The following is a 13248-nucleotide window of genomic DNA, read 5'->3' as shown; positions in this document are numbered from 1 at the left end:
GATTGTTCGAGTTCCGATCGCCCGTATCAATAAATCTAACTCAATTTAATTGGGTGGGGAGTGTCAATGGATTTTAGATTTTAGATTTTAGATTTTAGATTTTAGAATTGAAAATTGAAGAACTTAGCCCAGTGATAAATCCGGGGGTCCCGGACTAAATTAGTTTCGGTCAACAATAACTGCCGCTGCGGCTTTATAATATTTAACCGTTGGCAATAACTCAGCAGCAGGCAAATCGATGAATTTGGTAGACGACAAGACTATAGTTAGACAGTATTTTAACTCGACGGGCTTCGATCGCTGGCAGCGAATTTACGGCGAGGGCAAAGTCAATAAAGTTCAGCTAGACATCCGCACCGGGCACCAGAAAACGGTGGATACAGTCATCGAATGGCTGCAAGCTGACGGCAATTTACCCGGGCTTTGTGTCTGCGATGCTGGCTGCGGTGTAGGCTCTCTGAGCATTCCCCTGGCGGACGCTGGGGCAATTGTTTGCGCTAGCGATATCTCTGAAAAGATGGTAGCAGAAGCTTACGATCGATCGACATCAGTTCCCGGCAAGCTCTACAACATCTCCTTCGCCGCCCAAGATTTGGAAGCTTTAACCGGCAAATTCCACACAGTGATTTGTTTGGATGTGCTAATCCACTATCCTCAAAATAAGGCTGCAGAAATGATCGCACACCTAAGTTCGATCGCCGAATCGCGACTAATTCTTAGTTTTGCACCCAAAACCTTAGCACTCACCGCCCTCAAAAAAATTGGTGAACTTTTCCCCGGCCCCAGCAAAACTACCCGGGCTTACCAGCACCGCGAAGCTGATATTATCAAAATCCTAGAAAACAATGGTTTTGTTATTAACAGAACAGCGATGACTAGCACTAGCTTTTACTATTCTCGCTTGCTGGAAGCTGTGAGGAAATAGGTTAAAAATATCGGCAAAAAAGCTAATTTTTTATCAGCCTAGGGTGCGCCTAGCGCACCTTCCCTTCCCACAGTTAGGTCAGTGAACATCTCTAGTAAGTAGTCAAACAAAATTAATTACACAAATCAAATAATATGATATACTCAAACCATCAAGTTTTATTTAAAGAGGTTTTATATGTTTTTACTTCGAGATATTAATCCACTTTCGTTGAAACTGCTAAACCGAATTTATCGCGAAAGCAGACATCATCAAGTGCGTCAAAGAGCACATTTTTTGATTTTAGTTTCACAAAATGTCAAAAATGAAAACCTGATAAAAATCTTTAAATTTAGTTATAAGACCATGTATAACTGGTTAGATAGATGGGAACATGAGGGAATGCTCGGATTATACAATAAGCCAGGTAGAGGCAGAAAAAAAATATTTAATTCTGCACAATCAGATCAAATTAAGGACTGGGTAAAATTACAACCAAAACAATTAAAGCAAGTAGTACAAAAAATTAAAAAAGAATGGTGTATTAATACAAGTACGGAAACAATTAAGAGAATAATTAAAAAAAAAATATGAGTTGGCATAGGATGCGTCGAGGTGTTGGCGGCAAGCCAGACCCCATAGAATATAAGGAAAAAAAAGAACAACTGTCAGAATTAAAAAAACTAGAAGATGAGGGAAAAATTGATTTATACTATTTGGATGAATCCGGGTTTTGTGGCATCCCTTGTGTTCCTTATGGATGGCAAGATATTGGCGAATATTTATCAATTGATAGTCGTAGAACTAAGCGCTTAAATGTCTTGGAAATTATGAATCGACAAAATATTCTTCACGCTTATGTTTCAGAGCAGACTATTAATTCGCTCTGTAATCATAGCCTGTATAGATACTTTTTTTGCTGTAGTGGAGCGGCCAACGTTTATTGTGGTAGATCAAGCTTCTATTCATACTAGCAGTGCCATTTTTGATAAACTTGAAGAATGGAAAGAACGCGGTCTAACTATATTTGAATTACCGACTTATTCACCTGAATTGAATTTAATTGAGATTTTGTGGCGGTTTATAAAATATACATGGCTCGAAATAGATGCCTACTCTAGCTGGCAATCTCTTGTTTCATCTGTAGAAAAAATTCTTAAAGAGTTTGGAGATAATTATGTAATTAATTTTGCTTAACTACTTATGCGATTGCTTCGCGAAGGCTCGTAACGACAAATACGGCACGCACCGCGCACATTCGATATCAACAATTAGATGTTTTCCCTCTTCCTTCTTCCTTCTTCCCTCTTCCTTCTTCCTTCTTCCTTCTTCCCAATTCAATAAATATTATGTCAACGCTAATTTTAATTCGTATTTTTATAGCAGTCGGAGCCTTATTCGGAGGTTTATCCGTTGCAGGCGGTGCTTTCGCCTCCCACGCTTTGAAAAATCAATTGAGCGATCGAGCTTTAACAATTTTTGAGACCGGCGCCCGATATCAAATGTACCATGCCCTGGCTCTATTACTCGTCGCTTTACTCTTGAGCCGCGCCCAAGAGTCTCAAACCTTTTTTGCAGTGGCTGGATGGGCTTTTATTGCCGGCACAATCATCTTTTCAGGCAGTTTGTACGCCCTGAGTTTGAGCGACATCAAATGGCTGGGTGCAATTACGCCGCTGGGGGGAGTTGCTTTTATTGTGGGTTGGGGATGTTTGGCAGTCGCAGCTTTTAGTTTTAAATAGGCAACTGGTAAATTTTGAAGCAATTACCAATTAGCAATTACCTAATTATCAAACACATCCCTGGAAAACATCTCTGTCAAAGTACGCAAGTAAGGTACAAATACCGTTAAATCTTCAGCAGGAAGCCGCTCACATATTTCCCAAAACAAAATCAGTAGCATATCCTGCACTAACTCCCAACTTACATGAAGTTTCGGGTACAACATCACACAAATTGGAAACAATTCTTGCTGTACCGGGTGAATGCTACCTTCCAAAACGCACCAGCACAAATAGCTTTGAAAAATCTCGACATCTCGGATACCAGAAATTTTTACCTCGCGATCGCTCAAATACCCGCTGCTGCTGCGGTATCCTTGATGCTGGGCACTAGCTCGATCGTACACTGCACTAGCAATCTGAGTCGTGTGCTGCAACAAATGCTGAACGGCTAATAGAGCTCTTGAATTCGGGGGCTGATTCGCCGCCGCCTCGTTAATCTCTCCGTAGGGAATGTGCAGATAGTCGTCTACAACTTTTAAGTAGGGCGCAAATTCCGCTCTCTCTGATTCCGAAAGACATCCTAACAAGATTTTGCTAGTGTATTGAAACTCCATTGTCACAAATCCCAGCACTAAAGGATCTGTCTTTGAGTATTTTCGCCTCACTTTGATAATATCTTTTCCCACCAGCACTGACAAGCGGAAAACAGGTTCTCTATCCGCATAAGCGTCTATGGCTTTCCGATATAAGGTGCGAGAATCGGCGGCAATTTCTAAAGAATTAATTAAACTTGGATCGATCGCGTGCCGCTCTATTTGTGTCTCTAAAAGAGCTTCTACTCTACTCCAAGCTATCTCGCTGGCTAATTTCAGGGTATCTGTCAATTTGTCAACTATTGGGGCTCTATTGCCCTCAAAATTAGTTAAATCTAGGCTTGGGAGAATTTGGCGTGGCGCTTGGTTCTCTCTTGTCGCCACTGTACTGTAATATTTTTTTGCCCAGCTAACTGCGAAGGAAGAAACGCTGACACATTTAGCTTTTGGGAGTTGGTCAGTGTCCAGTCCGGTAATACATTGGGACGCCTGACTTGCGCCCTGTTGAAGTTGGTCGGCTGCTGGTAAAGATTTTAAAGATATTTGTGAAATACCCGTCATGATAAACCTCGTTTTTTTATTAAGTCGCACCCGATCGATTCCCCTAATTTTTAACGTTGTTAACTACAATTTTCTGCATTTGTACGCTGACAGTCATCAGCCATTACGCTTAAAGCTATAAGCCATTTGGCTCGACTGCCTGCATCTTTTATAAACTGCACGTTAATAACATTATTGATTGTGCGCTCGATCACCATCACCCTGTGATCGCGACAGTTATTTATTTTTTTGACCTATAAAGAGGACGGGAAATAAATTTAATTTGTTTTAAAATCTGATAGTTAAAGTCAAATCTGCCTCTAAAAAACTGCTGCTTGAAATACTTGATCTTTCTTTTGGAGCGCTTTGGTTGAGCGCCTTAATCTCTTAAAGAAGCTAGGCTACAGCACGATCTAGCGATGACTTTGGTTAATTTATTTCTATAGCTGAATTAGAAATGTATTTTGAGTGTGGCGATTGTTAGGAAACCCTAACAAATTTAACGATCGGCTTTTCTAAATAAAAAATTAAATTTAAGATTAGGATGAGATTTATGTGCATTTCGTTAAGGCTATTGCCAAGCCAGTTTTTTGTGATCAGTTGTTTAGCTTCCTCCTAAAGCGAAGCTATCCCGTAGGGAATCGCGCGCAATTGATCGTCGTCGATTCGATCGACCACCTACTCTTCAAAACCGGAATTAGCGAGTGACTCGCCCCGTAGCGGGCACATTTTGCCAAATCCGGCGGGTTCGAGTCCTCTACCGGAGGCGAAAGCCTGTCCCGACAATGAGAGGATTAGGTTGATGCGGGCCCCACCGGCGATCAATCCTCACAAACAGCAGGGCCAGTACGTCTTTAAGGCTATGGCTTCAGGTAGGATTAGTAGGACGAGAGGAAGTGGATAAAATGAGCGCTAGCAGCAATTCAACTGAAATTAAGTTCGGAACCGATGGGTGGCGGGGACTGATTGCCCATGACTTTACTTTTGCCAACGTGCGAAAAGTCACCCGGGCGATCGCCAGTTACTTAGAAACCGCTTACACAAAAGACCGCCCAGTTCTAGTCTCCTACGATACCCGCTTTCTGGCAGACGAGTTCGCCCGCACTTCGGCGGAAGTATTGGCAGATTTGGGATGGACGGTGAAAGTGGTCGATCGAGATTGCCCCACACCAGTCATCGCCTACAGCGCCAAGCATCTCAACTCTGCAGGAGCTCTGATGTTCACGGCTTCGCACAATCCCGCACCTTACTGCGGCATCAAATACATCCCCGACTACGCGGGCCCGGCTACCCCGGAAATTACCGATACAATTGTGGCAAATATTGCTGGTGCTTCTGATGCCCCAGCCAAAGGCAGCCACAACGATAAAATCTCGACTTTTGACCCGAAACCCGAATATCTGAAGTTTCTTTATACTTTGATCGATGTGGAGCGGATTCGCTCTGCTAAGTTGAAGGTAAAGTACGACGCTCTCTACTCGACTTCTCGCGGCTATCTCGACGGCGTTTTGGAACACTGCGGCTGCGATGTCGAAAGTTTTCATACCTACCGCGACGTGCTGTTTGGTGGCGGAATGCCCGAACCCAAGGGCGAACAGTTAGTCGAGTTGGTGGAAGCTGTTAAGAAGGATTCGGCGGATTTGGGTTTAGCTACGGATGGCGACAGCGATCGTTTTGGTATTGTTGACGAGTTGGGAAATGTCTTGACTCCAAATACTGTGCTGTTGCTGCTGGCGCGTCACTTGGTGAAGAATAAAGGCTTGACTGGGGCGATCGTCCGTACAGTCGCAACTACCCACTTGCTGGACAATTTGGCCGCCAAGTACGGTTTAACAATCTACGAAACCGCAGTCGGTTTTAAATACATCGGCGAAAAAATGCGGGAAACTGCGGTGCTCATCGGTGGCGAAGAATCTGGCGGTTTGAGCGTTTTGGGTCACATTCCCGAAAAAGACGGGATTTTGGCTGATATGCTAGTTGCTGAGGCGATCGCCTATGAAGGCAAACCGCTTTCTCAGCTAGTAGAAGAAGCCATTAAAGAAGCCAACGGCCCCCTGTACAACAAACGTTTGGACTTGCACCTAGAAGAAGCCCACAAAGCAGCCGTTTTGGAATCTTTTACCAAGAATCCCCCCACAGAAGTAGCAGGGATCGGCGTTAAGGAAATCGGCCGCAAAGACGGGATTAAACTTTATCTTGAAGACGGTGGCTGGGTACTGCTGCGGCCTTCGGGAACCGAACCCTTGATGCGCGTTTACATGGAAACAAATTCTGTGGAAAAAGAAAGCCAAGTTGCCCAACACATGGAAAAGGTAATTTCCCAGTTAGAACCTGTTTAAATTTCTAGCTATTCTAACGGGGGGTTTTTCCCCTAGCGCTTGGGATTGTGAGGTGCGCCGAAGCGCACCTTACGTATTTTTGATAACTCTGGCAAAGCCTCTGAACATTAATCATCGATACTGCTGGACCAGTTATATATTTGCAATACACTGGGATTTGTTTAAGTTTGGGAAGTGTAAATTTATTTATGTTTGTTAAATTTTTAATTAATTTAAAAAAATTCTCTATTTTTTCCGCATCTACTTGACTTTTCCCCTAATCTTATTGTAAATTATTATATAATCGGGTGTTTGCACAAATAAAAATTTTACACAGATTTCAATTATAAAACAAGTATACAAGTTAAATTATTAGCCTGTCAACCCGTTTATGAAAACAATTCCTCTGCTCGCCATTAGTTTTTTAGTAGCAATTTTAGTAAGCGCGATCGGCATTATCTCAGTGCAGAACGCCGCCCCAGTATCCTTAAACTTTATCTTTTTTCAATCGATACAAATGCCCGTAGGAGTAGTATTGGCACTGAGCCTGAGTGCAGGACTGATCGGAGGTGCGCTACTGCAACCGCTGTGGAACCTTTCATATTCCCAAAACTCGCGTCCTAAATTTCAGGCAAATCCAGAAGAATCCGACACCGTACAATATTAAATAGATTTGATCCCTTAGAGGGAATATACCTGACCCTCAATCAGCAGCCGAGTAATTCCCTTAGCTCGCAAATAAGGCGCTGCTTTTTGCAGCATACTGCTGTCAGGAATCTTGAAAACCCTTTGATTGCGAGTAGCAAATCGGCGCGCCACTCGGTGATTGTCAAACACTGCTAGGGTTTTCTCGCGAATTTCCGCCGCCGGAATTTGACCCAGTTCGCCAAAAGCTTTTAGAGGTCTGGTGATTAACTCTGCTGCCCGATCGACCACCAAATAACAAATTTTGGGCAGAGATGCTTCGCTTAAAGGCAAAACTTGAATCAGTCCTGTACCCCGAAGCTCTATCGACTCGGCCGACGATAGTGAACCCAAGAGACTGCCTTCAAATAGAGAGTCTTCATCCTCTATATCTTCGTCGAAGTCGTCATCTAAATCGTCTTCATCCTCATCCTCGTCATCTTCCTCGAAATCGCTAAAATCTTCACCTGCCAGCAGCCCTTCTGCTGGCAGCATTGCCTTTAGTTCACCAGTCACAACAGCGCGGTGGCTTCGATCGGCAAGATTGGCAGCTTGGGCATTTGGCACATCAGAAACATCCAAATCCGAGTCTACATTCCCTCGAATTTCGAGTTCTGCAACTGGTTGAGGGACTGCTCCAGAACGCTTTCGGATCGTCGGTCTCGAATTCGAGGCTGACTGCTGGACAGGGACTGACTCCGACAGGGGGACACCTACAGGATCGATTTCGCCATCTGCCGACGGCTCAGTAGTCGCCTCTGTCGGTTCAGAAACACTTGTGCGATCGGACAAACGCTTTTGTTTTTGCTGGACGAGAAATTCGTATTCCGGCTCCGACAAAGCACCCTGAAGGATGCGCCTTACAGTCGAACTGCTCACTCCGTAGCGCTTTGCCAGAGTGATAGTATTCTCGTTTGACTGTCGGTACAGCCTGATGAGTTCGCGTTTGTCTGAATCGGAGAGTTTTGTAGGCGTCATGCCAAGTTTCCCAGCAAAAAGACTTGAAATACTCACCAGGCTAAAGCCGCAGTGATTCTTGACGCTTCGCTGGGTTCTGCTACCGTAGTAGTCTTACAATCCCTCAGCGTCCATTTAGAGTCGTGGCAATTCCCTATCCCGACTTTTTCTATATTTTTAGCAGCATTTTCGTCTCTATCTTGCTCAGTCCCACAATTCAAACAAAGCACTGAGCGAATAGACAAATCGATTTTACCCCACTTGAAGCCACAGTCTGAACAAACTTGGCTAGTAGGTTCCCATCGACTAATTACTTTGAACTCTCTGCCAAACTTTTCAGACTTGGCTTCACAAAAAGTCCTGAATTCTCTCCATCCTTGCTGGCTAATCGCTCTCGAAAGTTTCGGATTCTTGACCAGGCCCGACACATTTAAATCTTCCACAATAATCACTTGGTTTTCGTTGACTATTTTGGAAGATAGTTTGTGCAGGAAGTCTTTGCGAGTATCGGTGATTTGATTATGCAATTTGGCAATTTTGAGGCGAGTTACATTCCTTCTCCTAGAATCCTTTGGTTGACGAGCTAATTTGCGTTGTAGTTTGCGAACTTTCCGGTCTAGCTCTTTGTAGCCAGGGCTTTCGATTTTTTCATCATTGCTCATTACTGCAAAATTTTTTATCCCTAAATCAATCCCGATACATTGATTCTTAGCTTCGACTTTAATTGGCTGAATCTCTACGACAAAACTCAAGAAATAACGGTTTGCACAGTCCTTGATTACCGTGACAGAACTAGGTTCCGACGGCAATTCTCTTGACCAAATCGGATTGAAAATCCCAATCTTAGCTAAGTAGACACCTCCGTTCTCCTTCATTGAGAAGCCACGACGGGTAAGTCTAGCCGATTGGCTGCTAGTTCTTTTTTTGAACTTAGGGTGTCCAACTTTACGTCCTTTTCTCTTTCCTTTACAGGAGTCGAAAAAGTTCTTGAAAGCGATTTCTAAATCGGCCACAGACTGCTGCAAGGGAACACATGAGACATCCTCCAACCAAGCTCTTTCTTCAGTCTTTTTGGCCTGAGTAATTAATATTTTCTGAAGCTCTGCGGATTTAGGCTTTTTTTCAGACTGCTTGCAGAGAGCTAAGGCATCATTCCAGACAACCCGAACACAACCAAACAACTGAGCTAAGCTCTGCTTTTGTTGAGCTGTCGGATAGATTCTGTACTGATACCTTGCTTTCATTGTTTTCTGTTGTTTGAATTACTTTATGATACCATGTACTATTGATACAAACGATAAAAATCGAAGAGAATTAAAGCCGTCCTAGAAGGACGGGGCTTCAAACAGCCCTCCGCTACGCTCCGCCCAGTTCTTTGGTGAAAAGACGCAGGCTAGCAGTCAGCGAACTGTGATTTTTCATCTTCGATTTCAAGCTCAGAGATGCCGACAAGGGCAAAGAAGCTTTCGCGTCCTCATCGCTTGCTAAAGCAACCCTAATCTCAAATCGCTAGGCTGTGCGACGACTGCGCCTGCTCTGGCGAGAACGGGTTGAGATGTCATGTTCCAAGATAGCTCCAATCCCAAACAGGATGGCACTGAAAACAAAAAAGACTTCCAGCAAACTGCCACTTTGATAACTACCCTCAGCCTGAGTATCGCGCCATTTAAAGTACATATCTGCGATGTAAAGCGAAAAAGTTGCAGCCGCAATCATTCTCCAAGATTGGGAAAAACGTCCTCCCCAAAACGCCAGCAGCAATGCAGTAGCAATAATCAGCAGAAAAACGTCCCCGACGATGTAAAACAAATTGATTGCGTTTTTGTGAGGCGCCAGTTGCTTGTCAAGTGCCATCACCCATCCCGGAGCTTTGATTTCTGCTTCTTCTTCTTCTTCGGGTGCTGATGCAGGATCAGTCGCTGTTGCTCCTTTTGCCTGTGACTTGGACAAATTGTCCAAAGCAGGTGCTCTTCCTGTGGTAGCAGTTGCTGGTGCAGATGTCACTACTTCTTCTTGAGTGGCTGCCGGAGCCATTCCTAGCTGGACCCTCCAAGAGTCAGGTGCAGCAACCCAAATAGCTACAGCAATCCCGAAGGCTGCTATTCCCGCTAACAAAGCCCACTGCCAAATTTCTAGATTCAGCCGCTTGGAAGTCACAGCTACAACCATGCCCCCGATCAGGACCACATAGCTCCCCAGATAAAACGCATCTGCAGGAGACACGTCCGGGTCTAACTCGAAATAGAGTTCCCAAATCCCGAAAAGCACGCCTGCTATGAAATAGAAGAGCATCCCCAGACCAATGCCCAGCCAGACGTTGCGCCCGCTGACCATGTGCGGGCTTTGCCAGTTTCTAAAACAGACTAAAGCCGCTCCCAAGTATGCTCCGCATTCAAAAATATAAGTGCCGATCGAGTACCAAAGAGGTAAACCCTCTTCTGCTGAGAGGGGGACGCTGAACAGCAAAAAGAACAGCAGCGCCATTACAGCCCAGACAATGCCCGCAATCACTAGGGTCTGAGCTGAGAGTAAAGATGGAGATGTAGATGACTTTTCTGAAGTGCTACTCATAGGGATTCCACGAGACCTAACTAGCGGTTGAACGCACCCCATCTCAATCTTTGATTGTAGATGAGGATTCTTTCGCAAAAGAACCTTTGTCTGACGCTCCCGGAACAACTGGCGTCCGAGCGCGTGTCCTTGGGACTTTTGCCCTCGTACACTATAGAAAGACTAAGCAAGAATAATATCTATTTACTAATTCAAGGAATTAGTCGTTAGTCTATCTTGTACCCGGAAATATAATGATAGAAATACGGTATATGTCTCCACCCTTAAGGCTTTTACAGTAACCAATCTATCTCGGAAATTCTACCCTCAAATGTTGAGGGAGCTGTTTTTTTGCTTTCACACTTCCCCACTTATATCAATGATTGTGGGTGGGGACTGCGATCGAAACTGAGTTAAATTGCGCGACCATAGGTGGCATCCAAACCGAATCAACAATTTGGTTGTCAATACAAGTTGGCAATCCAACCTGTATATCGCGTACCCCCTACAGTGCAATTATCTAAGCTCAATTATCTGTACCCAATTGTCTGAGCAATTGTCACAGATTTTCTATCCTGCGATCCACAATTTGTTGAGGGCTGATTGTTTCAGCCAATCTAGAAACTGAGTCCGCTCCGGTGCTGGCATATCTTGCAGCACATCGCTCACTCCCTCCGCGAAGTCCGTATTGCCAAAATATGATTTGCCCAAGCGGTGGAGTTCTTGCAATAAGGTCTTGAGATGCTGCTCTTGCCAAGGAGGGACCTTGTGATTTTGCAAGGGACTAACGGTTAGCCAGTTTTTTATCGCATCAGGGGAGTCTGCCTGGGGGAAGTTTCCCTGCTGAAATACCTTGGCGATATCTTTCTGAAACGATGTGGCTTGCCTTGCGCCTAAAAGGTCTTCTACATCGAAGTAAACAGCTTGGAGTAGCAGCAGACAAGCCTGCGCGAACAGTGGTGCTTTGGCTGCTTCATTCCCTGCCGGTTCTTCACCGGCAAGCTGATCTAAACGGACTTTTCCCCAGACGCTATATCTATCCGGCTCTTCTAGCAGAACACAGGCTTTGCCTCGGTTGTCGGTTAAGTCCCGCCACAAGGCTCTGGCGTCTTCTGCTTGCTTGCCGTTGAAGGCGCTGATCAGGCGAAAAGTCTGCCCCTGATAATTGAGAATGGGAATTTGTTGATCCCGTTTTGGGTGTTGAAAATTGGTTATTTCAACATCCTGCCGTTTCAGAATAAACATGACACTGCGATTTGACTCCTGTCATGGCCGAGGTGCTGTGCTTTTGACACTCCCCATGCCTAAAGGCGAGGGGATTCTTGATTCAGCGAGTCCACTTAAATTAGCAGGATTGCTCCCGATCACCCAGAGATGGTTCTCTCCTCAAGCGTTCCGATACTTTTTTGCTAACAAATGTTAACAATTATCTAAGCTGAGATTGTCTCTCTGCCTTGGCGTATAAATCAATGCACGAAGGAAAATCCCCCGCGCACAATTTACGACTGCTGTACTGGCAACGCTTGATTTTCGCGCTCGTGCCGAGCGGGCGATTGACTGTTTTGCTTTGATGCCGTAGAGGAAGCTTAAATAGAGGCTCCTTAGCATCAGGGATTTTCACCTGAGTCTTTCAATCATAGTTCTACCACATTTTTATCAAATATCAAGTCGAGCAGAATGTTAGCCAACATAACTCAATATCAGCAAATTAGTCATTCTGGCTCAACTCATACCTCAAATCAGGGGACGATCTCTGGTTTTTCGCTAATGGAGTCAGCGTTTTAGGCTTTGCCACTAGGGGAGGTTAACATAACCAATAGACATCTGGGAAAAAGCACCTGTGACTGCTTCGTAAAACTTACCCAAACTTTACTAAAGTTATCTTTAATCGCAGTTCAGCGTTTACTTCCTGCGCTGTTGGGTGGTCGGCCATCCCAAGGTAAGCAGGCTATCCCCCAATAGCCGAGGGTTCCCAATTTAAAATGTTTAAACTGGCATTGAGATCGCGGTCTATCGACAGGCCGCAAGCAAGACAATCGTAAGTCCTCACTTGCAAAGGCATATCCTTTTTATGCCCGCAATTCGAGCAAATCTTAGAACTGGGAAACCATCTTTCTACCAGCACCAAGTTCGCCCCATACATTTTGCACTTATACTCTAACTGCCGCCTGAACTCGTAAAACCTTAAGTCGGATATTGCCTCAGCTAATTTGTGATTTGCTAGCAAGCCTCTAACGTTCAAGTCTTCAATCAAAATTCGCTTGAAAGTTTTAGCCAAATAAGTCGTCAACTTGTGAAGGAAGTCTTTGCGAATGCAGGCTATCCGTGCGTGAAGCCTCCGGATCTTGTTGTAAGTTTTGCGTTGGTTGTTTGAGGCTTTTACTTGTCTTGACGCCAGGCGCTGCAACCGTGCCAGCTTGGTTTTCGCTTGTTTTAACGGTTTTGGCGCATCAAACACTTCTTGGTTTGACAGGGTAGCAAAAGGTAAGGATTCAGGTCAAAAAAACTTAAGTGGCGGCATCTGGTAAAATAAAGGAATGAAAAAGCCCACAGCCACCAGACAGAAGGAAAAAACCGAAATAGAGCAGTTGAGCCAAGCTGAACTGGTAGAAATGGTACTGGGGCTGCAAAAAATCATTGAAGAATTGCAAGAAAAACTAGCCATTGCTACAGGCAAAGGTCGAACCACCAGTCAGACTTCATCAAAACCCCCATCAACGGATCTACTCCAAAAACCAGAGACATCAACAGTTAAACCAGAAGCCGACCCAAAAAAGAAACCAGGCGGACAACCGGGTCATCAAGGGAAAACCCGAAAAGGGTTTGGACGAGTAGACAGAACCGAAATTAGCTCACCCGACATCTGTCTCAATTGTGGCAGTAAAGAATTAAGTGAAGTAATTAACATCCACAGACAGCAAGTAGCAAGTCTAGTGGCAAAACCAATCGAAGTCGTCGAATATCAGACACAATCGTGT

12 protein-coding genes and 1 pseudogene are annotated in these 13248 nt (G+C 44.5%); 6 read left to right on the top strand and 7 right to left on the bottom strand.

What is annotated here, in order from left to right:
- The first annotated feature begins 238 nt into the window (after window positions 1–238).
- Window positions 239–925, top strand: a complete 687-nt coding sequence (bchM, locus tag QUA83_RS14735) for a magnesium protoporphyrin IX methyltransferase (protein WP_333293863.1) — start codon at window positions 239–241, stop codon at window positions 923–925.
- A 177-nt stretch (window positions 926–1102) separates the two neighbouring features.
- A pseudogene (locus QUA83_RS14730) lies at window positions 1103–2101 on the top strand (IS630 family transposase).
- On the opposite strand, the gene QUA83_RS14725 reads toward QUA83_RS14730, so the two are convergent.
- Window positions 2102–2245, bottom strand: coding sequence for a hypothetical protein (locus tag QUA83_RS14725; protein WP_333293862.1), 144 nt, complete (start codon window positions 2243–2245; stop codon window positions 2102–2104).
- A gap of 8 nt (window positions 2246–2253) precedes the next feature.
- Here QUA83_RS14725 and QUA83_RS14720 point away from each other — a divergent pair, with 8 nt between their 5' ends.
- Window positions 2254–2646: a DUF423 domain-containing protein gene (locus QUA83_RS14720; protein ID WP_333293861.1), complete on the top strand. Its 393-nt coding sequence runs from the start codon at window positions 2254–2256 to the stop codon at window positions 2644–2646.
- A gap of 41 nt (window positions 2647–2687) precedes the next feature.
- On the opposite strand, the gene QUA83_RS14715 is transcribed toward QUA83_RS14720, so the two are convergent.
- Complete coding sequence (locus tag QUA83_RS14715; protein WP_333293860.1) at window positions 2688–3782, bottom strand: hypothetical protein; 1095 nt, start codon at window positions 3780–3782, stop codon at window positions 2688–2690.
- Window positions 3783–4666: 884 nt separating this feature from the next.
- Here QUA83_RS14715 and QUA83_RS14710 point away from each other — a divergent pair.
- Together QUA83_RS14710 and QUA83_RS14705 are read left to right on the top strand one after the other, a co-directional pair.
- Window positions 4667–6100: a phosphoglucomutase/phosphomannomutase family protein gene (locus QUA83_RS14710; protein ID WP_333293858.1), complete on the top strand. Its 1434-nt coding sequence runs from the start codon at window positions 4667–4669 to the stop codon at window positions 6098–6100.
- Window positions 6101–6470: 370 nt separating this feature from the next.
- Window positions 6471–6746, top strand: a complete 276-nt coding sequence (locus tag QUA83_RS14705; RefSeq protein ID WP_333293856.1) for a LapA family protein — start codon at window positions 6471–6473, stop codon at window positions 6744–6746.
- A 14-nt stretch (window positions 6747–6760) separates the two neighbouring features.
- Here QUA83_RS14705 and QUA83_RS14700 read toward each other — a convergent pair whose 3' ends face one another.
- The 5 genes from QUA83_RS14700 to QUA83_RS14680 form a co-directional block, all read right to left on the bottom strand.
- Window positions 6761–7741: a hypothetical protein gene (locus QUA83_RS14700; protein ID WP_333293854.1), complete on the bottom strand. Its 981-nt coding sequence runs from the start codon at window positions 7739–7741 to the stop codon at window positions 6761–6763.
- Between the two features lie 32 nt (window positions 7742–7773).
- Complete coding sequence (locus tag QUA83_RS14695; protein WP_333293852.1) at window positions 7774–8964, bottom strand: RNA-guided endonuclease TnpB family protein; 1191 nt, start codon at window positions 8962–8964, stop codon at window positions 7774–7776.
- A 265-nt stretch (window positions 8965–9229) separates the two neighbouring features.
- Complete coding sequence (locus QUA83_RS14690; RefSeq protein WP_333293851.1) at window positions 9230–10291, bottom strand: hypothetical protein; 1062 nt, start codon at window positions 10289–10291, stop codon at window positions 9230–9232.
- A 549-nt stretch (window positions 10292–10840) separates the two neighbouring features.
- A complete protein-coding gene (locus tag QUA83_RS14685; RefSeq protein ID WP_333293850.1) occupies window positions 10841–11515 on the bottom strand; it encodes an Npun_F0813 family protein in 675 nt (224 codons plus the stop codon).
- Window positions 11516–12218: 703 nt separating this feature from the next.
- Entirely contained in the window at window positions 12219–12743 is a 525-nt protein-coding gene (locus QUA83_RS14680; protein WP_333293905.1) for an RNA-guided endonuclease TnpB family protein, read from the bottom strand.
- A gap of 64 nt (window positions 12744–12807) precedes the next feature.
- On the opposite strand from QUA83_RS14680, the gene QUA83_RS14675 reads away from it, so the two are divergent.
- On the top strand, window positions 12808–13248 hold a 441-nt coding region (locus tag QUA83_RS14675; protein WP_333293849.1), incomplete at its 3' end, for a DUF6444 domain-containing protein.

Source organism: Microcoleus sp. K1-B1 (assembly GCF_036704705.1).
Taxonomy (GTDB): Bacteria; Cyanobacteriota; Cyanobacteriia; order Cyanobacteriales; family Microcoleaceae; genus Microcoleus.
This window is presented reverse-complemented; position numbering and strand designations above follow the sequence as displayed.

Coding starts and splice junctions, on each gene's coding strand:
- bchM (WP_333293863.1), top strand. CDS start 239: ATGAATTTGGTAGACGACAAGACTATAGTTAGACAGTATTTTAACTCG.
- QUA83_RS14720 (WP_333293861.1), top strand. CDS start 2,254: ATGTCAACGCTAATTTTAATTCGTATTTTTATAGCAGTCGGAGCCTTA.
- QUA83_RS14715 (WP_333293860.1), bottom strand. CDS start 3,782: ATGACGGGTATTTCACAAATATCTTTAAAATCTTTACCAGCAGCCGAC.
- QUA83_RS14710 (WP_333293858.1), top strand. CDS start 4,667: ATGAGCGCTAGCAGCAATTCAACTGAAATTAAGTTCGGAACCGATGGG.
- QUA83_RS14705 (WP_333293856.1), top strand. CDS start 6,471: ATGAAAACAATTCCTCTGCTCGCCATTAGTTTTTTAGTAGCAATTTTA.
- QUA83_RS14700 (WP_333293854.1), bottom strand. CDS start 7,741: ATGACGCCTACAAAACTCTCCGATTCAGACAAACGCGAACTCATCAGG.
- QUA83_RS14695 (WP_333293852.1), bottom strand. CDS start 8,964: ATGAAAGCAAGGTATCAGTACAGAATCTATCCGACAGCTCAACAAAAG.
- QUA83_RS14690 (WP_333293851.1), bottom strand. CDS start 10,291: ATGAGTAGCACTTCAGAAAAGTCATCTACATCTCCATCTTTACTCTCA.
- QUA83_RS14685 (WP_333293850.1), bottom strand. CDS start 11,515: ATGTTTATTCTGAAACGGCAGGATGTTGAAATAACCAATTTTCAACAC.